The 23,618-nt window shown below is 36.1% G+C and carries 16 protein-coding genes, 1 other RNA gene and 1 pseudogene; 13 read left to right on the top strand and 5 right to left on the bottom strand.

Annotated features, from left to right (window positions below):
* Window positions 1-39 precede the first annotated feature (39 nt).
* The 6 genes and pseudogenes from ssrA to PR709_RS02930 all read left to right on the top strand — a co-directional run bounded on the left by ssrA (window position 40) and on the right by PR709_RS02930 (window position 6,997).
* Window positions 40-403, top strand: a transfer-messenger RNA (tmRNA) gene (ssrA, locus tag PR709_RS02905).
* 122 nt (window positions 404-525) lie between these two features.
* Entirely contained in the window at window positions 526-1,560 is a 1,035-nt protein-coding gene (locus tag PR709_RS02910; RefSeq protein WP_272570706.1) for a hypothetical protein, read from the top strand.
* 334 nt (window positions 1,561-1,894) lie between these two features.
* Window positions 1,895-2,997 (top strand): annotated as a pseudogene (locus PR709_RS02915) (IS3 family transposase).
* Window positions 2,998-3,327: 330 nt separating this feature from the next.
* Window positions 3,328-4,524 (top strand): ABC-three component system protein, encoded by a 1,197-nt coding sequence (locus PR709_RS02920; protein WP_004921574.1) that lies wholly within the window; start codon window positions 3,328-3,330, stop codon window positions 4,522-4,524.
* 2 nt (window positions 4,525-4,526) lie between these two features.
* The gene (locus tag PR709_RS02925; protein WP_004921577.1) at window positions 4,527-5,009 is read left to right on the top strand and encodes a three component ABC system middle component; all 483 of its coding nucleotides are present in this window, start codon (window positions 4,527-4,529) and stop codon (window positions 5,007-5,009) included.
* An 11-nt stretch (window positions 5,010-5,020) separates the two neighbouring features.
* On the top strand, window positions 5,021-6,997 hold the full coding sequence (locus PR709_RS02930) for a DUF3732 domain-containing protein (RefSeq protein ID WP_272570707.1): 1,977 nt from the start codon (window positions 5,021-5,023) through the stop codon (window positions 6,995-6,997).
* Between the two features lie 80 nt (window positions 6,998-7,077).
* Here the strand turns inward: PR709_RS02930 and PR709_RS02935 are convergent, their stop codons facing one another.
* Complete coding sequence (locus tag PR709_RS02935; RefSeq protein WP_004921583.1) at window positions 7,078-7,443, bottom strand: hypothetical protein; 366 nt, start codon at window positions 7,441-7,443, stop codon at window positions 7,078-7,080.
* Window positions 7,444-9,144: 1,701 nt separating this feature from the next.
* On the opposite strand from PR709_RS02935, the gene PR709_RS02940 reads away from it, so the two are divergent.
* Window positions 9,145-9,774, top strand: coding sequence for a LysE family translocator (locus tag PR709_RS02940; protein WP_004921590.1), 630 nt, complete (start codon window positions 9,145-9,147; stop codon window positions 9,772-9,774).
* A 342-nt stretch (window positions 9,775-10,116) separates the two neighbouring features.
* On the opposite strand, the gene PR709_RS02945 is transcribed toward PR709_RS02940, so the two are convergent.
* Entirely contained in the window at window positions 10,117-10,389 is a 273-nt protein-coding gene (locus PR709_RS02945; RefSeq protein WP_230084782.1) for a hypothetical protein, read from the bottom strand.
* Window positions 10,390-10,817: 428 nt separating this feature from the next.
* Here PR709_RS02945 and PR709_RS02950 point away from each other — a divergent pair, with 428 nt between their 5' ends.
* Window positions 10,818-11,294, top strand: coding sequence for a GNAT family N-acetyltransferase (locus PR709_RS02950; protein ID WP_004921602.1), 477 nt, complete (start codon window positions 10,818-10,820; stop codon window positions 11,292-11,294).
* A 145-nt stretch (window positions 11,295-11,439) separates the two neighbouring features.
* Here PR709_RS02950 and PR709_RS02955 read toward each other — a convergent pair whose 3' ends face one another.
* Window positions 11,440-12,333 carry a hypothetical protein gene (locus tag PR709_RS02955; RefSeq protein WP_014656367.1) on the bottom strand — a complete coding sequence of 298 codons (894 nt, stop codon included), beginning with the start codon at window positions 12,331-12,333 and terminating at the stop codon, window positions 11,440-11,442.
* A 409-nt stretch (window positions 12,334-12,742) separates the two neighbouring features.
* On the opposite strand from PR709_RS02955, the gene PR709_RS02960 reads away from it, so the two are divergent.
* The gene (locus tag PR709_RS02960; protein WP_004921606.1) at window positions 12,743-13,684 is read left to right on the top strand and encodes an ATP-grasp fold amidoligase family protein; all 942 of its coding nucleotides are present in this window, start codon (window positions 12,743-12,745) and stop codon (window positions 13,682-13,684) included.
* Window positions 13,685-13,751: 67 nt separating this feature from the next.
* Here PR709_RS02960 and PR709_RS02965 read toward each other — a convergent pair whose 3' ends face one another.
* Together PR709_RS02965 and prpR are read right to left on the bottom strand one after the other, a co-directional pair.
* On the bottom strand, window positions 13,752-14,894 hold the full coding sequence (locus PR709_RS02965) for an MFS transporter (RefSeq protein WP_004921609.1): 1,143 nt from the start codon (window positions 14,892-14,894) through the stop codon (window positions 13,752-13,754).
* Window positions 14,895-15,547: 653 nt separating this feature from the next.
* The gene (gene prpR, locus PR709_RS02970) at window positions 15,548-17,137 is read right to left on the bottom strand and encodes a propionate catabolism operon regulatory protein PrpR (protein WP_004921616.1); all 1,590 of its coding nucleotides are present in this window, start codon (window positions 17,135-17,137) and stop codon (window positions 15,548-15,550) included.
* 255 nt (window positions 17,138-17,392) lie between these two features.
* On the opposite strand from prpR, the gene prpB reads away from it, so the two are divergent.
* From prpB to mdlC, 4 genes are all read left to right on the top strand, one after another.
* Window positions 17,393-18,277: a methylisocitrate lyase gene (gene prpB, locus PR709_RS02975; RefSeq protein ID WP_004921620.1), complete on the top strand. Its 885-nt coding sequence runs from the start codon at window positions 17,393-17,395 to the stop codon at window positions 18,275-18,277.
* A 46-nt stretch (window positions 18,278-18,323) separates the two neighbouring features.
* Window positions 18,324-19,487 (top strand): bifunctional 2-methylcitrate synthase/citrate synthase, encoded by a 1,164-nt coding sequence (gene prpC, locus PR709_RS02980; protein ID WP_004921623.1) that lies wholly within the window; start codon window positions 18,324-18,326, stop codon window positions 19,485-19,487.
* Between the two features lie 14 nt (window positions 19,488-19,501).
* On the top strand, window positions 19,502-20,950 hold the full coding sequence (locus PR709_RS02985; protein WP_004921626.1) for a bifunctional 2-methylcitrate dehydratase/aconitate hydratase: 1,449 nt from the start codon (window positions 19,502-19,504) through the stop codon (window positions 20,948-20,950).
* A 995-nt stretch (window positions 20,951-21,945) separates the two neighbouring features.
* Complete coding sequence (gene mdlC / locus PR709_RS02990) at window positions 21,946-23,577, top strand: benzoylformate decarboxylase (protein WP_272570709.1); 1,632 nt, start codon at window positions 21,946-21,948, stop codon at window positions 23,575-23,577.
* Window positions 23,578-23,618: the final 41 nt, after the last annotated feature.

A 23,618-nucleotide genomic window follows, 5' to 3' on the forward strand; every position in this document is an offset into this window, starting at 1 on the left:
TTTTAGAGTATTTTTCTGTTATACTGCACTTAACAACTTGGGGCTGATTCTGGATTCGACGGGATTTGCGAAACCCAAGGTGCATGCCGAGGGGCGGTTGGCCTCGATAAAAGCCGCAAAAAAATAGTCGCAAACGACGAAAACTACGCACTAGCAGCTTAATAACCTGCATAGAGCCCTCTCTCCCTAGCCTCCGCTCTTAGGACGGGGATCAAGAGAGGTCAAACCCAAAAGAGATCGCGTGGGTGCCTTGCCTGGGGTTGAAGCGTTAAATTTAATCAGGATAGTTTGTTGGTGGCGTGTCTGTCCGCAGCTGGCAAATGAATTTAAAGACTAGACTAAGCATGTAGTACCGAGGATGTAGAAATTTCGGACGCGGGTTCAACTCCCGCCAGCTCCACCAAATAAATCAAGGGGTTGCGTGAAAACGCAGCCCCTTTGTTTTATCTAATGTCCACTTTGCGTCCACCACTCCATAAAAAACATATTGTAGAATATTAATTTATTGATGAAGGTTGAGTTCTCATGAATGAAAAGCAATCTCAGACATTAAGTGCTGAAAAGCTTTATGAAAATGCCTTAATCTCTATACAGCTAGGCATAGAAGATTTCAAAAATTCCCAATTACCTCTTGATGATGGCGGAAATCCATTTCGCACGCTATCAGCGATACGGAATCTTTATGCAGGAATGCTTCTACTATTTAAATACCGAATCATCATATCTGTAAATTCAGAAGAAGAAGCTTATCAATTAATATTCTCACCTCCACATAAAATATTACCTCATCCTGATGGGAAAGGTGGGGTAATTTGGAAACCCGACGGAAAATTCAAACAAACAACAATTGACGTAGAAGGTATCAAACAACGATTTGAAAAGTTTGAAATTGTTGTTAATTGGGATGCGATTTTAAAATTACAAAAAAGTCGTAATGATTTAGAGCACCTACATCCTAGAAACTCACATGGCGAGCTTGCTAACTTTGTAGCAGATTTATTCCCTATCCTAAACGATTTTATCACTAATGAATTAAGCGAAAACCCTACAGAATTATTAGGCTCATCTTGGTTAATAATGCTTGAGCATCAAGATTTTTACCAAAAGAAACTCACTGAATGCAAAGAATCTTGGCAGAATGCGAACATCCCTTTAGGAATGCTTGAATTTTTAAATGAATGCAAATGTCAAGAGTGTGGTTCCAGTCTTTTAATGGCAAACAGTGAAGATATTAAGAATGGTTATGCCGTTGATTCAGATGAAGATAAATTTAAATATAACTGTGTTTCCTGTAACTACTCCGACCTTATTGCACCTTTACTAATAAACGAATTTGACCACAATTTTTTCTATTGGCCCCCTAATGGAGATGAACCAACCTACGAGGGGTGTGTAGAATGCATGCATGATACATTTGTTATCCAAGAACAAGAGTGTCGTTGGTGTGGTTACGAACTAGGTTACACTCGCTGCAATGCATGTGATGTCATCCTTACACAGGATGACCAAGATTGCTCTGGTCTGTGTGGAGATTGTAATTATAGAATGAATTATCATTAATCAAATATCTAATTGGCTTCTTAGATAATTATCTAAGGTTATACCTCTTATATTCGAATCTTTAATTATACCAGTCATAATTTTTGTTCTCCATTTTCTCTAAGCCGCATAATTACTGACTTTTTGAAATTATGCGGCTAATTCCGTGATCCAGTCAACTCCACGTAAAATGTAAAATTTCTATATTTTTTCATTGCGTTGTGTTTTTAAGGCGATCCAATAGGCGATCTAGAAACTGTAATCCTCTGAAATTCTTTTCACTCATTTTGTCCACTTCCCCTAAAATGAGACAGCGATAATTAGATTTTCTGCCTTAAAAATTGCAGAGGTCATGATGAAAAAAGCTCGTTTTACTGAAACTCAAATCGTTAATATCTTAAAACTCGCTGATTCAGGGATGAAAGTGGAAGACATTTGTCGTCTAAATGGGATCAGTAATGCGACTTATTATATCTATGGACTACCATTGGAAATCAAAATACGGTGGTATGGAGGCTGCTGATATTAAAAGGCTTAAAGAGCTTGAAGATGAGAATACCAGACTTAAAAAGCTCTTTGCGGAAGTTAGCCTTGAAAACCATGCGATGAAGGCGCTTTTCGCAAAAAAGGGTTGGTGATGGCTGAGCAATCATTAAAGGCAGCTGGTTTATCAGTCATTAAAGTGTGCAAACTGACATCATTGTCATGAGCCACTTTTTATCGTCAGTTGTTAGATTGGCGTAAAAAACAGTGTGATGATTGATGCTATACAAGCGATTTTAACGAAATCACCTCAGTCGGGTTTCTGGAAATGCTATTATCGGCTACGATTTGAAGGTTATCCGTTTAATCATAAACGAGTTTATCGCGTTTATTGCCGTTTGGGGTTAAACCTGAAACGGCGAGTTAAAAAATACTGCCGAAACGAGAAAAAGCCCCTTAGTGATTGAAAAAATCCCGAATGTTCAATGGGCATTGGATTTTGTACATGACAGTTTATATTGTGGTAAGCGTTTCAGAACATTGAATATTATTGATGAAGGAACACGTGAATGTTTGGCGATTGAAGTGGATACATCGTTGCCAGCTGAACGGGTTATTAAAGTGCTTGAACGCTTAAAAGTCGACAGAGGAGTGCCGAAACAAATACGCGTGGATAATGGACCTGAGCTTATTTCAACCAACCTATTGAATTATTGTACAAATAATCAGATTGAACTATGTCATACTCAACCCGGTAAGCCACAATAAAATGGCTTTATCGAACGTTTTAATGGCTCATTCCGCCGTGAATTTTTAAATGCGTATTTATTTGAGTCATTATACCAAGTACGTGAAATGGTGTGGTTTTGGCAACAAGATTATAACCAAAATCGAACGCACGAAAGCTTAAATCACCTCCCACCAGAGGTATATCGTAAACAGTTAGAAAACTCTAAGTTGAAGTGTCTCAATTAATGGGGAGTGGACATACCCCAAAATATTAGATCCTAATATATCTAGCCTTGACCTCTAGCTCTTATAGGAATAAAAATAACTTAATGTAACCACATGATATTACGTCAGAAAAAATAGCAATCACATCAGATGATGACTCTCTTAAACCGAGAAAAATATAATACACCTACTATCTATTAAATAACTAGTTGTAACATTTATCACCTACTAAATATGTGATTGCATAAAGATTAAAATTACGCTTAAATGTAAAGAACATACTAAAAATTGAGATGTTAATTTATTTAAATAAATTTAACCATGTGATTTTATACAGGTAATAATCAAAGGATGATAACTCAAGAAGCAAGTTCTAAATTTTTAGGTTTTCTTTATCAGATAGAACGAGTTCTCTATCGAATATTTTCAAGCGAACATAGTTCAGCCGTATTTAGCGTTGAAACTGCTGATGATGTTGTAGAAGAGATCACATATAGCAATGGTGAACTGCATGTCATTTTTGAGCAAGATAAACACTCAATCGCTTTAAATAGTCAACCCTATCAAGATAGCAATAAAAATTTTTGGCACACTCTACATATATGGCTATCGACAATAAATGATTATAAAAATAAGTATGAAAAAATAACTTATTGTTTGGTCACAAATAAATCTGTCGGAAAAAAAACACTAGCCAAAAAAATTTCAATTGCTGAAAATGATGAAGATATAATTAAAGCAATTAAAGAATTAAAAAATCAAGCAGAGACGATTTCAGGAAAAACAAAAGAAATCGCAGAAAAAGTAATTAATTATCCTGAAGATGATTTAAAATATCTAATTAAATGCATTGTCCTACTTGATAATGATGGAACTACATCAGGCGAATCACTAAAACAAGCAACAATTAATTTATTTCATTTAACATCAGAATGTAATGAACATGCTAACTATCTCTATCAAACCCTGATCGGTTTTATCGTAGATAAATGCCAAACATCTTGGAGAAAAAAAGAGCCAGTTCTACTAACAAAAGATCCTATTTTTAAATTATTAGAGAATGAAATATATAAAATAAAAAGGAGAAAATTTACTGAGCAACCATTCTTTAAAACTTCATTTCAAGAATATTTAAACAATGATAACAATTCAAAAAATCATATCTTTATAGAACAATTACAAAGTATTGGCCATAATACTGATGCATGCAATTTAGCGTTAAAATACTACTGGGCCTTTTATTCGGAAAAGATAAGATTACAAGAAGCAGGTGAAACACCTATTTCAGCATGGGAAGATCGTGATGACCAGCTATATAATCGATGGATTAATATAAATTTAAACACAATAGTTAATAGTAATGGAAAAGATTTACCTCACTATCAAAATATATATTCTAAAACAGTAAACCCTGATTATAACGCTCCCATAAATGGGCATGAAACAACTAATTCTTATTTTACGATTGGAAATTATCATGCGTTAGCAAATGATTATGAAAGTAATTATTTTATCTATTGGCATGATAATTATAAGAAGGATAAGTAGCTATGTTTTATACAGATAAAAATATAATTAACAATAGTTCTTTTGCTTGTTTTCTATTTGTGCTATTTACTGAGGAATATGAAAAAATATCCATTGCTAATCGCCGACCTGATTTAATGCAATGTTTACTTATTCTTCCATTTATTTGGCACAAACTTAGTTGTGATACCATAAAATCAAAAAAAAGAACAACTCCCTTAAATACTGTAATTCAAGACAATCCTCTTATTAAATTCAATTTTAAAAATCGCGTAAATAACTACTCAGGAATAACACTTCAAGGATTAAATTTAGCCGTTTCATCTGGATTACTAATACGAGAAAGTAACAATAACAAAATATTGTTTCAACGAAGCAAGAAAAAATGGCCTGCTAATATAAAGACACAATTACCTTCAGATATGATTCGTGCGATCACGCGATTAGCTTACTGGTTTTATCATATGGATACACCAACAGTTTATAATTTAATTTTAGAGAAATAACTATGAAATTCATGATAGACTCACTTATTCTTTGGCCATCTGACTCTGAGAATAACATTCAAGAAATTTTCTTTGAAAAGAATAAAGTAAATATCATACATGGAATTAGCGGAACTGGAAAATCATCTATTATATCAATAATTGATTATTGTTTAGGTTCAAGTAAATGTGCAATACCTGTTGGTATAATCAGAGAGTCAGTAGCATGGTTTGGTATAAAAGTTAATATAAAAGGGCATGAACGACTTATAGCACGTAGAACTCCTGACAATAAGTCAGTTAGTAAAGAGTTTTATCTTTCAACATATTCTGATGAAATACCATCAGAATTAACTGCTACTGATAATTTGGTTACATTCAAAAAAAAATTTAATCAACTAGTTCAATTAAGCGATTTACATCAATCTGATGATGATAAAAATCCCGGTTTTGATTCCCGAGCCTCTTACAGAGATATGGCTGCATTTAATTTTTTGCCGCAACATATCGTAGCTAATCCTTATACTTTGTTCTTTAAAGCTGATTCTTACCAAAATAAAGAAAAATTACAGAGAGTGATGCCCTTTGCATTAGGTATTATAGACCGTGAGTACATGGTAAAAGAAAAGGAACGCAGTGACCTAGAAAAGAGACTAAATATACTGAATAAGCAGTTAGAAATTCATAGAAATGCTCTATCTAATTGGGAATTAGAAATTGAAATATTATGGCAAGAATGCATTGAATTAGGCTTAATTTCAAATTTAGAAAATATAGATACGCAAGAAAAAATCAACAATTTAAAATTCATAAATAAAAAATACTTAGACGGAAAAATTCTAGATGTATTAAAAAAACCAAATTATGAGCATCATAACAGCTTAATAAATGACTTGATCCTCCAAGGAGAAGAGAAAAAAAGAAGTATTGATGACTTAAAAACGCAAATAATAAATTATGAACAATTATTATCTAAAGGAAAAGAGTTTACTAATGCTATTAAGAGAGAACAAAAACGCACCGTTGGTTTTGAGTGGCTTAAAGAAACATTAGCTCCAAATCATGAATGTATTGCATGTGGTTCAAAAACTGAATCACTGCATGTAGTAATTGATAATTTGGAGAAAAAAGTTAATTCAATCAACTCATTATCAGATGCTTTATTTGATAACCCGATTGAAGACAGAGAGTTAAACAATTTTAAAATACAATTAAGAAATTTACAAAGTGATTTACATTCAATAAGAATAAAAAAAATATCTTTGGAAAATATGGATAAAGAAAATACGGACTCACTAAATAATATTTATATTGTTATTGGGAAAATACAAGAGAAACTACAATCTATTGAAAAAATAAGTAATAACAACCATATAAGCGAGCAAATGAAAAAAATAAACAAAGAATTGACGCCCCTAAAAAAATATTTTGAAAATAAAAATTTTGATAATGATGAATATACTACCTATTTAACAATCAATAATTTGATAGAGAAATATGCAGATAAATTTAACCTTAAACGTAGTGGGGAAATTAAGTTTGATAAAAAAGAATTAACACTGAGTTTCTTCCACCCTACTTTAAAAAAATATGAATATCTCTGGGAAATAGGTAGTGGCGCTAATTGGATGGGGTATCATATATCTACATTTTTAGCATTCCATGAATATTTTTCTAAAGAAGAAAATCAAAAATTGCCACCATTCAGTTTTTTAGTCATAGATCAACCTAGTCAAGTATATTTTCCAAGTGCTGAATCTGGAGACAATATTCTAGATGATGCTAATAAAATGAAAATCATACAGAATACTAGAGAAAATGATATTAGTGCTACAAAAAAAATATTTGAAGTACTAGCTCATGCTATTCAGGAAAATAACTATAATTTTCAAATTATCGTTCTGGAGCATGCTGATCGAACCATATGGGGAGACGTGAAAAACATTCATGAATCAGCGCGTTGGAAATATGAGAATGATGGATTAATTCCATTAGAATGGATTAAATAAAGAAATCAAACCTCATAGTTAAATTATATGTGGGGTTTGATTTTACTTTTCCCTAGATAATGACTCGATTATTCTATTTTCTATTTTTTGTTTTTGGTTTGAAGATAAAGAGTTCTTTTTTCTTGAAAAAAAACCATAGAATTATTAATTTTATCTTGGATATAATTAGGTAGTTCCTGATCTTTTACTGAGAGCGCACCAGAACTATTATTAATTCTAGCACTTTTCCATCCTCTATTAGAATTTATTTTAACAGGGCATAAATGTAGAAATCTAAGATATTTAATATAAATAAATAACTCACTACCCACTTTAACAAAGTCAAACTCAATAGCCTTATTTAAATATATATTTAAGTCATCATTATCATCAGTCTTATCTAAAAGAATCAATAACTGTCGCTGTTCCTTAGGATGAGGATTATAACCTAATAAATAACCTCTCAAATTTTTAATGGCTTTAATTATTTCTTTACTTTCCTCATAAGAAAAATAATTTAAATTAACTTCATATACATATGATAAAACTCTAAAGCTAACTGATGCTAAATATTTATTTAACCTATAATCATATTCAAACTCTTTTTTCTCATTATATTCTAAAGGATAAAAGATTTATTTAGAAAAATAACTCTCCCAGCTACTAAAAATAGATTCACATTTCTTACAAAGAAAATAAACTTTCTTTCCATCTTGAGATATCTTATTTGGATTTTCAGTTTTTCTAAGATGCCCTGTTAGTGCTGATAACTTTGCATATTTAAATATAAACCTAGGGAGTATGTGGCTTAACTCTAATTGATCACTATCCCTACATATACTCATATTCCACGCCATTTGATCTATAACCTATTCCTGAATTAAAAACATCCAAAAGCGTATTGAGCTTAGTTTATCAGGTTAACTACCATTAATAGACTATCATATTCCGTCAACTCTCTGATAGCAACTAACTTGATAATTATCTAATATCTAGAAAACCAAGCAAAAAGCATTTATTGACGTACATAAAATTAATTATTAAGTGTCATGTATTATAATATAAAGAAATAAATTAATACAGAATGAATATAATTTTCATTTAGTATAAATAAATTCGTATTAACGAATTTATGATTATAACAGCAAGACTAATAACGCTATTGTGTGCTACTAGCCAAAGGGATACAATATACAAATATCAACTTTAAGCAATAAGCAACCTAAAAATCAATCAAAATATTTTTAGGCACTTTTGAAAAGTTGAATTGAACATTAGCACTATAAAATCATTTAGTTACGCGACGAATTCAGACTCCGCCAGCAATAATAACTTAAAAAAAACAGTAAGTTAGAGAAGCTGAGCAAACAGTAATATTACCTAGAATGCATACTAAATATACGTGCACTATAAGAAACAAGCCACTAATAACTTATAGTGGCTAATAGGACATGATGATTACCGTTTACTACGGAAAGACTCTAGCTTCCATATCATTTTTAAATAGCATAACAAAATAATGACTGAATAACCAAACATCATCCAATTAACAATCGTCTCTTCACTCTGTTTTGTTGTTAGATAAATACCATATGCGCCAACAATATAACAATAAACGATTAAAAATCGTCGTACATATATTAACGTGCTAGTTGGCCTGAACTTTGAGGAATACTGTTTTTTAATCTTAAAATAAAAAACAATTCCCAATATGGTTAAGATAAAATAAATCGTATATGGAATCACTGAATAGGCTCTCCACTTGTACTGTACTTTTGTTCATTACTTTTGTTCATTACTTTTGTTCATTACCTTTATCATCCGTACATTTATATTATACTGAATTTTCATTGTCATCTGTAACAACAATATAAAGCTCACAGTCTTCAACAATATCTTTAATGTTAGATATTTTTTCTGATTCAGTAACAACCATAATGACATCATTTGACTTTTTATCTAGAAAAAATGCTTTATCGATATCATCTTTTATGATTAAAGTTAATAAAAATCCGACTTAAGGCTCTTATATGAACGTGAAGTGTTGTGTGTCATTCTGGGTCGACAGATACAAAAAAGCCGCACTGGGCGACTTTCAAGATGATTGTTATTCTGCTTATATGTATGATTGGTTTGCAAACATACATTAAAAACACTATTGGACAGATATGGAACTTTCAACTTTACTTCTTTTTATTCCTGCTTGTTTTGCTTTGAACCTAGCACCTGGGCCTAATAACCTGCTTTCTGTTAACAATGCAGTATACTATGGCTTTGCATACTCCTGCGCGGGGGGAATTGGTAGGTTGTTCGCATTTGTGATTATGCTTATTTTAGCTTCATTTGGTTTAGCTGTTGTCTTGCAGACATCAGAAGTCATTTTCAGCATAATCAAATTTGCTGGCGTTGCTTATCTTCTATGGCTTGCATACCAATTATGGAACTCTCCAACTGATGAGTTCAAATTTGAAGAAACCAAGAAAAATAGTTCGATAATAAAATTAGCAAGGCAAGAATTTTTGGTCGCAGCGGGAAATCCAAAGGCGATACTCATATTCACAGCCTTTCTTCCTCAATTCGTTAATCCACAACTACCAACTGAATCCCAATTTCTAGCACTTGGCTCTTTATTTTTGTTACTTGAATTCATTGCAATCATGCTCTATGCCTGGTTAGGTTTACATATGAAGAAGTTACTAAGAAAACCAAATGCTAAAAAGGTTTTTAATCGCACCTGTTCTGGTCTATTAGCTAGTGCAGGCGTTGGGCTTCTAATTTCTCAAAAAGTGGCTAAATAATACAACATTTTAAAATTCATTAAATAAAAAGTCATCAATTAATTAAAGATGACTTTTTATCTTAATACCATTCAAGCAACAAGTTACTGCATCGGATTATTTCCAGAAATTAACCTTCAGCAGATAGTTTTAAAAATAACGTTTATCAGACCGCATTATAATTTTAATTAATACCCAGAACCTTAATTCATAATCAAGCCACAATATTTATCTACTGTATAGTAAAATTATCAGGTTTGTATTGATGTTCTAAATATTTTCCAGAATATGTTATCCCTCTCAGGCTTAAGACTACGAAAAATGTAATGTATGCTAAAGCCTTTTCCTCATTAAAAAACATCATTACTTGGTCAAATACATCCAAAAGTCAGCGAAATTTTTACATTCTGTAGACATTGTTCCCGTTTCTTCCTCTTTTTCACACCGTGAGAGTATGTCACCATTCATAAGCACATTTTGTAAAAGAATATTGACCTCATCTTCACAATTTGCTGGCTCAGGATGTTTTTTACAAATACTATTTATTCTAGATAGATAATCATCATATCTATCTGTAGCGCCTAATACAGTACTACCCAATGATAATAGCATTGATATCACTAACCATCTTTTCATATCCATCCCCTTTGGTTTAATTCAAACTCTAATTCAATCATAACTATAAGGCTATAAAAACCTATTTAAAAGAAATTATTATAACTCACATATAACAAATAGACCTTCAACAACTTCACTGATTATCTTTATCTTCGAAACGTGTTTGTAGACTCACTTTAAAAATAATGAATACTCATTTTCAATAGGCTATGATGAGAAAAAGTAATAATTATTTTTTAGCTATATATCCATACACATATTAAAATTAATTTCATGTAACGACTCGAATACACCCGCATTCAGCCATTATTACTAACATAGCCAGATCTATTAATCAGTATAAAATACACCATTCTTATTATCACTCACAGAGCATTTAAAACGTATTAATAGTGCGACTCTGTTGATAAACTATTACAATAAAAAATAATACGGTGATGATATACATGCTCCCTCCTGCTAATTTTATTACTTTAACCAGCGAAATGGTTGAAGAGTGCGCAAAACTTTACTGTGAAACCTACAGCTCTGCTCCTTGGTTTGAACAATGGCCATCACATCACCCCATAATTGAGTTTATTACCCATCATTTAGGTAATAATTATTTTATGGGTTATGTTATACAGGTAGAAAAGCGCATTGTTGGTGCTTGCCTTGGTTTTAAAAAACCATGGAATCAAGGGGTTGAATACTATATTGATGAGCTATTTATTCATCCTGATTTTCAGGGTAAAGGGCTAGGCAGTGCATTTATGCAATATATCGAACAGCAATGCGTTACATGCAACCTTAACGCTATTATTCTAAATACTGAGAAAGGTTTTCCATCGGAAAGTTATTATCGCCGTAATGGTTTTACAGTGCATGAAGGCTTAATTATTCTATCCAAATGGGTGACGACTGATAACCATAAAACAAAATAGTCGCTCGACAGGCCTTATCTCTCTTTCCGCCCACCATTAAAAATAAACTTGATTGTGAATAATGGTGGACAAGAGGATCAGTCAATATAGAAATACTTTAATTTATTTTTATATACCATATAAAAACGCATAAAAGTGGTCATACCTAACCCGCATACTGTGCTATACCTGTATAACCTTTACCTTGATGTAGTTTATCGACTTTGCCAGTTGCTAAAGTGACCTGATAAACCCCGCCAAGTAAATCGGCAATATACATCAATTGAGCACTTTTATCGTACGTTAAGCCGATAGTTTCGTTAAAACCTCGGCAAATCACTCGATAATTAGCCAACCCATGCTCCGTCATTTCCGCACAATTTAGGCTATTACCATTTGGCTCCCCGCCCCTATCTGTCCAATACAGAATTTGCTTTTCTTCATCAATTAATAGGTCAATAGGCTCGGGAAGCTTGTCGAGTAATAATTCAATATCTTTCCTATCGGATGGATGATAATTGGCTTTTGGCTGTAATGGCACTCGAAATAAACGACCTAGCCCACCTTTTGCAGTACCTTTTTGTGTCCAATAGAGCCAATTATTTGCAACATCGAGGGCAATTCCCACACATTGGTCTAATATATCGACTTTACCTTGATTATTGCGTGGTCGTTCAACGTGAGTTTGTAAATCGGATCCATCGGTTTTGCATGAACTAATTTTCCCTCCTTCTCGGTCGCACCAATATAATCGTTGTGATTGTTGCTCAAGTTGAAGCTGTTTTGGCGTTCTGATTTGACCATTGCCTATCAGCATCTTTCTGGCTGTTCCATCAAAATTCATCACATTGATAGAGCCGTCATCAGCATCAAAGTCATCTCCCATATTACTCCAGTAAATCAAACGTCTTACAGGATCAACATCTATACCATCAGGCGTACCACCCAACCCTTCAACGAGGTTGTGAGTCTCCCTCGTTGTTTTATTAAACTGTGTTATTGCAGGGTTGATTATATCGAGTAGCAATAAATAAGGCTGAGAAAATTCGTTAGTTTTCATCACTGTTACCTCATCATACATTTGATTAATTTTACGTTTTAAATATAGATGGTTAATCATTGATTAGCTAACTAATAGTTTCGAATTAAATTATTTCTTAAGGTTTAGCGGGGTTACGGGTGATACGATAACTTATCTCTAGGCTCAATTTATTGAGTATAAAAATAAAACGATGAATTTTGATATAAAAAAGGATAAATCTTAGGTGTAATACCTTAGACGAGTTAAGGTTATTGATTTTTTGTTTATATTAAAAGCAACCTTAAGAAAAAATTAATTATAAAAGCAGATTTATTAACAATAGCCCTCATATTTAATATCTATTTATGTTTAAAGAAATATAATCTTCAAACAATTTCAAATTGTAAAAAAATATTAAAAATAACATAAAGAATGGTTGGCGACTCATATGAAAAAAGTCGAATATTTACTCAAAAAACTACGTTCGGTAGTTATCAGTGATAAGCTCTATCTTACTAATAAATTTAGGAAAAAAATCGGTTATATCCCTAATTTTGATACTCCCAAAAGCTTTAATGAGAAAGTCAATTATCGGATGATATATGACCGAAATCCGTTATATACACAATTAGCCGATAAACTGGCAGTCAGGGAATATGTTTCTCGAAAAATTGGGGACCAATATTTAGTACCAATTTTAGCCACCTATAATGACGTTAATGAAATCAATATTGATAAATTACCAGAACGTTTCGTATTGAAATGTAATCATGATAGTGGTAGTAGTGTTATTTGTGTCAATAAAGCACAATTTAATCTACAAAAAGCGAAAGACAAGCTTTCATTTCACTTAATGAAAAATTTGTATTACATCACGCGTGAACGGCATTATAAAAATATTAAAGCCAAAATAATTTGTGAATCATATATTGATCTGTTTGCAAACAAAAATAGAAAGCTCATTCCCGAGACCTGTCGTATCCACTGTTTTGCGGGTAAACCAATGTACGCAGAGATCGACTATAGCGATGAGTTGGGTAATGAGTTTATTAATATCTATGATACGCAATGGCAGCTGCAACCTGTGACATTTGGCTATCCGAATATGTTAGAGCCCGTTGCAGAGCCTCCGTTATTCCAAGAGATGCTAAGGTTGGCTCAGCGGCTTGTCAGCCCTTTTGACTATTGCCGTGCTGATTTTTTGATGTCAGAAGACACATTATATTTTAGCGAATTGACATTTGCACCAAATGCGGGCCGCACAGTCATTCAACCTTTATCATGGGATTTTCGACTAGGGGAAATGTGGCAACAACGCATTGTTGGGACGACAGGTAATATTGAGGTTGGTGAAACATTAGCGGCTATCTCTTTTAATAAGAAAAAATAGCTCTATTTAATCGATAAAAGCCGTGTTAACTCAATGAACAACACGGCTTTTGGCTTAAACTTTATAGTTAATTTGCCAATACACCCGCTTTGCGACGCACACTGGCAATAAGCATATAAATTGTTGTAACCGTTAATACAATAAAGAAGAAGTTAACCAAACCATTGTGTTGCTCTAAGAAGGTTCCAGCGACTAATGGACCCACAGCAGATCCCACGCTATAGCTAAACAACATAACTTGAGTTGCCGCAACAATATAAGAAGAATCTAAATTGTCACAGGCCAACGTAATCGCAATTGGGTATAGTGCAAACGAAGACATCCCCAGCAGCGCCAATGCGACTATCATCACAAGGTAATCGTTAGAGATATAAATAATCCCCATTGCAAATACCCCCAGTAATGACACCATCGCTAACAGCAACGTTTTACTCATCATAATTGACAGTTTACTGACGACTGGCTGGATCAGCATACCGCCTAGAATAATTGATGCCATCAACACACCCACTTGTTGAGTATTAAATGGGCCATTTTTTAATGATAAAGGCATTAACCCATAAATTGTTCCCATCAAAATTCCGGATGTCATACAACCAATCATTGCAGGCTTACTGAGACGAGCAATTTTTTTCAATGATAGTTTTTGATGCGAATCACATGCCGGTTGCCCCTGACGAAATAACAGTGGTGGTAAAACGGCAAGCAGTAATAGCCCAAGCACAACCATAAATGGATAAGCGCCTTGAGTGCCAATAACACCAATAGCCAACTGCCCCAATGTGGTTCCACCATAAAGAGATGTCATATAAAAACTGAGGCGTTTCGCTCGCTCTTTAGGGCTGTCACCAATCAGGAGCCACGATTCAACAACCACGAAAATCCCAGCGACGGCAATCCCCGCAATCAAACGGTTTGGTAACCAAGCAGAAATGTTCGGTGTCCACGGCAAAATAACCACGGTTGCCGCCAACATTAATAAAAAAGCAATAAATGAGAGACGATGACCTATTTTAGCAATAATAGGTTCGATCATCATTGACCCAATTAATAAACCAATATAGTAGGCACTAGCTAACCAGCCCGCATAACTTGTATCGATATTAAAGCCACCCATTGATAATGGGATAAGGCTCATTAGATACCCCGAAGCAATTGCAAAAATGGTCAAGCCCGCGACAGGTACAAATGTACTGTCTTGTTTGCGCATTAATGTAGAGGCCTGTTTCACGACCTACTCTCCCACTGACAAAATAAATAATGACTCGCCATCATTCAAATAACAGCATTGTTGACTGGGTTTATTCGCACTAGTCACATTGTTACTTAATGCACTTAACCATTCAGACTTGGCCAACTAACTACAGATTGAATTATTTTGAGTCTCTGCGCTGCATTCATCGGGGGGCCACGCGGCAATATTGAGTACCCAAAAGATACCCAGTCCGGCGACTAGTGCAGGTGTTTAAATAAAAATGGTAAGACTAATTTGGCGGCAATATAGAACTTTAATGGGGTAAATTAAAATGAGAAAAACTAATGCTCACTAGTAAAAATATTTATGTGAGAAAAATCACAAATTTTCTTGGGAAAGTGTTGTTGGCCGCAAAGGCAATAAAAATAAAAATGCCTTTTAAAACAACGAATTAAAAGTAATCCCTTCAATAAAAGCAATAGCACTGATTGATTGAATTTTAACCACAATCGTATTGATAAATTTTATTGGTTATCTATTAAAAAATATTTTATTACAATATTGTGCTGCGCCATTTGATCATTAAAGATACTTACTAGGATTAATTATCTTTTTTATTCATTTTTATAATTGAAAATCGTATTTATCGGCAATTAACGTCGTTTGAATTAATTTTGTTCGTTTTCCTGTTTTAATCTCCGCCATAATGTTGTGCGGCTTATTCCTAAATAACGTGCAACGGCTTGTCTATCCCCTTTAAAATAATCCATCACCTCAGAAAGTGAGGCACCGACTTGCTTAGCTTGTGTAAAATCCGCCGTCACCGTTTCACGTTCAGGCGATAAACTTACCAACATCGTTTGCGTAATCGCTTTATCTGGATATGCGCTGCAATATAACGCCACTCGTTCCATTAAGTTGCGTAATTCACGCACGTTACCCGGCCATAAATAGTGCTTAAAAAAATCACGGCAACTAAATAGTTGCTGAACTCTAAATGCGGGCAGTGATTGTTGTAAGCCAGCAAATGCCAGTTTTAGTAGCCGCTCTGCTAGCATATAGATATCCTCTCCGCGTTCATGTAATGAAGGTACTTTCATGCGCAAAACACCCAGTCGATAAAATAAATCGGCTCTAAAACGCCCTTCTTTTACCCAATTATCAAGGTCACAGTGGGTCGCACAAATGACACGGACGTTCACCTGTAATGGGCGATATCCGCCAATACGTACCACCGTCATTTCTTCCAATACCCTTAACAACCGAGTTTGCAACGCTAATGGCATTTCCCCTATTTCATCTAAAAATAAGGTGCCGCCATTTGCCATTTCAAATAAACCTGCTCGCCCTCCGCGCCGAGAGCCAGTAAATGCTCCTTCTTCATAGCCAAATAGCTCTGCTTCTAATAAATTTTCAGGGATAGCACCACAGTTGACAGCAACAAATGGCATAGGTGCCTTTCTTTTATGCTGATTAAATAATCGATATTCATGATGGATAGCTTGCGCCACCATTTCCTTCCCTGTGCCACTTTCCCCTTGAATTAACACTGTTGCCTCAGAGCGCGCGTAAAGCATAATCTCTTGGCGTACTCGTTCCATTAAAGGGGAAGCACCAATTAAGTCATTGATTGTATGTCGTACTTTGGTTGTGTTTTCTGGCTGATAACCGATTGGTGTGGTTTTTTGATCGTAAGAAATGCGACTTAATTCAATAGCATCGTAAAAAGCTTGGCGTATTGTTTCGGTTGAATAAATAAAGATCCCCGTCATTCCCAACTCTTGGGCAAGATCCATAATCAGCCCTGCACCAACAACCACATTGATCCCCATGGCTTTTAATGACTTTAATTGCGCCCTCGCATCCTCTGCGGTGATATAGCTACGTTGTTCAATGCGCAAACCAAAGTTTCTTTGAAACTCATCTAATGAAGGGATAATTTTTTGATAATTAATAATGCCAACTTTATGACTGATCTCACGTGCTTTCGCGAGCGCTTGCATCACATCGAATCCACTGACTTTAACGATGATCACCGGAACCGATACGTGACTTTTTAAGTAAGCGCCATTTGAACCAGCACTAATTATTGCATCACAATGCCCGGTTTTGAGCCGTTCACGCACCTCTTCTGCCGCCTGCTCAAACCCCATATTGAGTGGTGTTATCTCCGCTTGAGCGCTAAATTCTGGGCTGATATCACGAAATAGTGTAAATAATCGAGAGACAGAAACTGTCCAAATAATTGGTTTTTGCATAAGTTTGATCCTGAAACCCAATTACGTTTCATATAATGTTTCAATAGACATTAGCACTGTTTCATTGAAACAACACAATGGCTTTATACAAAACTCCAAGTTAGCTCACAAAAACAACACTATTCACATCTAATTGATTTTAAATAAATAAAATAATTATCCCATTATTCGGCGATTATGGCACGGCACTTGCTACGCATAATTAAAACAAACTCAGCTACACTTTATTAGCACTTTGATAACATGAGGCTTTCTATGTCATCTATTTCAGCCGGACAAGCGTTTCGTAATGCATTGGATAGTGAAACACCTCTACAGCTAGTTGGCACGATCAATGCCAATCATGCCTTACTTGCCCAGCGTGCAGGTTACAAAGCCATTTATCTTTCTGGTGGTGGCGTAGCGGCTGGCTCTTTAGGCTTACCCGATTTAGGAATTTCCACTTTAGACGATGTTTTAATTGATATTCGGCGCATCACCGATGTGTGTGATCTCCCTTTAATGGTAGATGCCGATATTGGTTTTGGCCCCTCCGCATTTAATGTCGCTAGGACAGTGAAATCTATCTATAAAGCAGGTGCAGCCGGCCTACATTTAGAAGATCAGGTCGGAGCAAAGCGTTGTGGTCACCGACCAAACAAAGAAATAGTCTCTACACAAGAGATGGTTGACCGCATTAAAGCTGCGGTCGATGCACGTGTTGATGATAATTTTGTGATCATGGCTCGGACTGATGCTCTCGCCGTTGAAGGGTTAGAGGCCGCTCTAGAAAGAGCGCATGCCTATATCGAAGCGGGGGCTGATATGCTCTTCCCTGAGGCAATAACCGAATTAATCATGTATCAACAATTCGTCAATCATACTCAAGTACCTGTCCTTGCCAATCTGACTGAGTTTGGGAAAACCCCACTCTTTACCCTTGATGAGTTACGCAGTGTTGGCATTGCGATTGCGCTGTATCCCCTTTCTGCTTTCCGTGCGATGAATAAAGCCGCAGAGCAGGTTTATACCACTTTACGTCAAGAGGGTACGCAAAAAAGTGTTGTGCCAATCATGCAGACCCGTGACGAGTTGTACCAAAGTATTAACTATTACGATTATGAACAAAAATTAGATGCCTTATTTTCACAACAGAAATAATTAATTCAATAAAACACGTTGTGTAAACCCTACAAAGGATGATCCGATGACTGAACAACTGAACACTTCTAACACATCGCAATTTAAACCCAAAAAATCCGTTGCACTTTCAGGTATCGCGGCGGGGAATACCGCACTTTGTACTGTCGGTAAAAATGGCAATGATTTGCACTACCGAGGCTATGATATACACGATCTCGCTACTCAGTGTGAATTTGAAGAGGTTGCTTACCTCCTCATTCATGAAAAGCTCCCCACAAGCTCTGAATTAACGGCTTATAAAGAAAAATTAAAGGCATTAAGGGGCTTACCCGCCAGTGTAAAACAAACCTTAGAATCAATCCCTGCAAATGCCCATCCCATGGATGTGATGCGTACAGGCGTTTCTGTCATGGGTTGTGTTTTACCTGAAAAAGAGGCGCACACATTAGCCGGAGCCAAAGAGATTGCTGACAGGTTACTTGCCTCTCTCGGCTCCATGCTGCTGTATTGGTATCACTTTAGCCATCATGGACGCCGAATTGAAACAGAAACCGATGATGAGTCGATTGGCGCACATTTTCTGCATCTTTTACACGGTAAGAAGCCACCAGCGCAGTGGGAACGTTTCATGCACATAGCCTCTATTCTCTACGCTGAACATGAATTTAATGCCTCCACTTTTGCTGCTCGCGTCATTGCCGGAACAGGCACCGATTTTTACTCTGCAATAACAGGAGCAATCGCAGCATTACGTGGGCCTAAGCATGGTGGAGCAAATGAGGTTTCTTTAGAGATACAACAACGCTATGCCTCTATTGAGGAAGCGGAACGCGATATTATGGCGCGTCTCGCTAAATCAGAGGTGATCATCGGCTTCGGTCATCCCGTTTATACCCTTGCAGATCCCCGTCACCCCATTATTAAATCGGTAGCACTGCAACTGTCTGAGCAAAGTTTAAACCGTCAACTTTATGATATCGCGCACCATTTAGAGTCGGTGATGAAGCGTGAAAAAAATATGTTCCCGAATTTAGATTGGTTCTCCGCAGTCACTTATCATTTGATGGGAATTCCGACCGCCATGTTTACCCCACTGTTTGTTATGGCACGAACCGCAGGTTGGTCTGCACACATCATCGAGCAGCGCCAAGATAATAAAATTATTCGCCCTTCTGCTAACTATATTGGCCCAGAAAACAAACTATTTACTCGCATGGAACAGCGTTAATAAGGATCATATCAATGACAACAGCTACCTTAAATCAGCAAGAGTTCGATAAAGTGATCAGTGATATCGTCGATTATGTCACCGAATATCCCATCGTCTCTGACTTAGCTTATGACACCGCCTATTATTGCTTTCTAGACACGCTTGGTTGCGGTATGGAGTCGCTCGAGTATCCTGCATGTAAAAAATTGCTCGGTCCTATCGTTCCAGGTACGGTCGTGCCTAATGGCGCAAAAGTACCTGGCACGCAATTTCAACTCGACCCTGTACAGGCCGCTTTCAATATTGGCACCATGATCCGCTGGTTAGATTTTAATGATACTTGGCTTGCCGCTGAGTGGGGCCATCCCTCTGATAACTTAGGCGGTATTCTCGCGGTCGCGGATTGGTTATCGCGAGAAGCGCTCGCAAAAGGTAAACCACCTTTAACAATTCGGCATGTGCTCACCGCTATGATCAAAGCACATGAAATTCAAGGATGTATCGCCTTAGAAAATGCCTTTAATAAGGTAGGGCTTGACCATGTTATTTTAGTCAAAGTAGCCTCTACCGCCGTCGTAGCACAGATGTTAGGACTCAATCGCGAAGAGATATTAAATGCGGTATCCCTCGCTTGGATTGACGGCCACAGTTTACGTACTTATCGACATGCACCAAATACAGGTTCGCGTAAATCATGGGCTGCGGGGGATGCAACCTCTCGAGCAGTTCGGCTAGCTCTTATGGCACAAAAAGGTGAAATGGGCTATCCTAGCGCACTAACCGCAAAAACATGGGGCTTCTATGATGCGCTGTTTAATGGGCAAGCTTTCCGTTTCCAACGCCCCTATGGCTCTTATGTTATGGAGAATGTGCTGTTTAAAATTTCATTCCCTGCTGAATTCCATGCACAAACTGCGGTGGAAGCTGCATTACAACTGCATGAGCAATTAAAATCACTTGGTAAAAGTGCTGATGATATTGAGAGCGTATCGATACGCACCCATGAAGCTTGTGTACGGATTATTGATAAACAAGGGCCACTTAATAACCCAGCTGACCGAGACCACTGTATTCAATATATGGTTGCGATCCCATTGATTTTTGGGCGTTTAACCGCTGCTGACTATGAAGATAATATTGCTAATGACCCACGTATTGATAACTTACGTAGCAAAATAGTTTGCCGTGAAGAGCCTAGCTTCACACAGGATTACCATGATCCAGAGAAGCGCTCTATCGCCAATGGGTTAACGATTAAGCTTAAAGATGGTCAATGCCTTGATGAAGTATTAATCGAATACCCAGTTGGCCACAAACGTCGCCGTAAAGAAGGGATCCCTCTACTATTAAAGAAATACAGGACCAATCTAGCGCGTCAGTTCCCTGAAACGCAACAAAGACGAATTCTTGCTGCATCACTTGATAAGCCATTGCTTGAAGCGATGCCGGTCAATGCGTTTATGGACTTGTTTGTTATTTAATCATTATGATCAAATATGGGGACCCCTGTCCCCATAATCGACTCATCCCCAATTTTCTTAAATGAAATATCCCTTTAATAGCGATAGATTTTAGTTTTAATTCTATTGAATAAACCTAAAAGGATATTATGCACCGATTTCCTATGGTTACTTTAATACTCGTAGCTTCTGCAACTGCCTATGCAGATACTTGTGATAATTTTGTGGTTGATACTGGTTTTATCATATGAATTACCTTTGATTCAATATGTACACATTTAACAGTGAGTCCAATATTACTTTTCAAAATCAGCGAAGCCGACCTCCATTTTTATTTTAATCCATCAAAAGCAATTATCGGTTCATCTGTTAAAAGTTAATGTTAATTTACGTTATCTTAATGCGTTAGATGGAAAAAGAATTAATTATTCCCAATATACAGCAATCAGTGATGCAGCACCGATAAAAACAGTTAAAATTCATAAATAGCACAGTTAAACGAATGTGATTGATTTTATTAACAAACTCATCTAAATAAAAATTAGAACAGACAATGGAAATAAACCTTAAAATTCAATTGATTGATTTTATGGACAATGTTTACTTAAATAAAAAACCAACTGATAAAATACCTTATAAGATATAAAAAAAATAAACTTAGCCTATAAGAAAAGCAATCATAAATAGACAAAATAAACGCAACATTATGTTTATTTGAATTAATCTTTACACCATATCAAACAAAACCACTCAATAAATAATAATCAAAAGTAAATAGTTATTAAATCTAAAACAAATCTATTAATGATTGCGTTAATGTTTATAAATATCAATAGAGTTAATATTAAAATATTATAACTTCATTACATCTTAAATAACTGGTGTTATGATAAATAATCAAGCAACTAAACGAAATTAGATAGTTAACACTCTTCAAAATGCCATTGTTGTTTTTCATTTAGCTAGAACCTGCATGACCAATATTAACTTTTATTGATTTAAGGAATTAGTACGATATGAAGACAAAAACTATCCGTGACGTCACCTTTGATTTATTACGTCAGCTTGAACTAACGACTTTATTTGGTAACCCAGGCTCAACAGAGGAGACTTTTTTAAAAAATTTCCCTAAAGATTTTCGTTACATTCAAACATTACACGAATCATCAGCGGTTGGTGCTGCCGACGGCTATGCTCAGGCGACTCGAAAACCAGCTATCGTCAACGTCCATACCTCCGCAGGCCTAAGTAACTCAATGAGTAATATTATGACTGCGGCACAGAATAAAACACCATTAATTATTACTGCGGGTAATCAAACTCGTGAAATGTTGTTAATGGAACCTTGGTTAACCAACGTTTCACCAACAGAACTGCCTAAACCTTGGATAAAATGGAGCTATGAACCTGTCAGAGCAGAAGATGTACCCGCTGCATTTATGCGCGCTTATGCAATGGCATTACAACCACCTGCTGGTCCTGTTTTTTTATCCATTCCGCTAGATGATTGGGATAAACCTGCATTAGGTGATGCTGTAGTACGCACTGTTGCATCACAATTTGCGCCAGACCCTATCCGGATTTCTCAATTTGCCGATAAGCTATCAACGGCTAAAAATTCAGCACTTATATATGGTTCTGGTATTGCTCGAGGGAAAGGCTGGGATATTGGGATTCAATTAGCAGAAAAATTGAATTGCCATGTATTCAGTGCCCCCGCGTCAGAGGTGCCCTCATTCCCTGAAAACCATCCTCTTTATGCTGGCGGATTGCCTTTTGCTATTCAACCGTTATCAGAAAAATTGAAAGGCTATGATGTCGCTATTGTTATTGGCGCACCGATATTTCGCTATTATCCTTATGTGGAAGGCGAATATATTCCCGAGGGGTTAAAATTACTGCATATTACTGATGACCCTAATGAATCTGGAAGAGCTCCTGTTGGTGATAGTTTGTTATCTAGCCCGGTGTTAGCATTAGAAGCATTACTCAATCTAGTGCCAAAACGCTCAATAACACCACCTAAAGTTCCGCAACAACATCACAGAATGTCACCTCACCCAGCAGCACCGCCATTACCACATAAAGGTCAACAGCTTTCTGCATTAGAATTATTTCAAGGGTTACGTGAGTTTACTCCCGAAAATACTGTGTTAATCGAAGAATCACCCTCTAATCTTGGTGAATTGCATACCGCATGGCCTATTGATAAGCCAGACTCTTTCTACACTTTTGCAAGCGGAAGCCTTGGCTGGAATTTACCCGCAAGTATTGGTATCGCATTAGCAGAAAGAGATAGCGGTAGAAATCGTCCTGTTCTAGCCATTATCGGTGATGGTTCTTTGCAATATTCAATTCAAGGCCTATGGACAGCTGCTCAACTTAGGCTACCTATATTGTTTGTTGTACCACGAAACTATGAATATGCGATCTTGAAATCCTTTGCTGAATTAGAAGATTCCCCAGGCGTTCCGGGCCTTGACTTGCCTGATATAGATATCACTTCTTTAGCTAAAGGTTATGGTTGTGTTGGCGTACGTGCTGAAACAATAGATGAGATAAGCCAAATATGTAAGGTGGCATTTTCACGTTCAGTTCCTACCGTGATTGAAGTTCCTATTATTCCTACGACACCTCCTTTGTTGTAATTAAATAAACTTGAGGCGCAATGCGTGTTATTGCGCCTTTT

The organism is Providencia sp. PROV267, assembly GCF_028477825.1.
In the GTDB taxonomy this organism is placed as follows: domain Bacteria; phylum Pseudomonadota; class Gammaproteobacteria; order Enterobacterales; family Enterobacteriaceae; genus Providencia; species Providencia stuartii.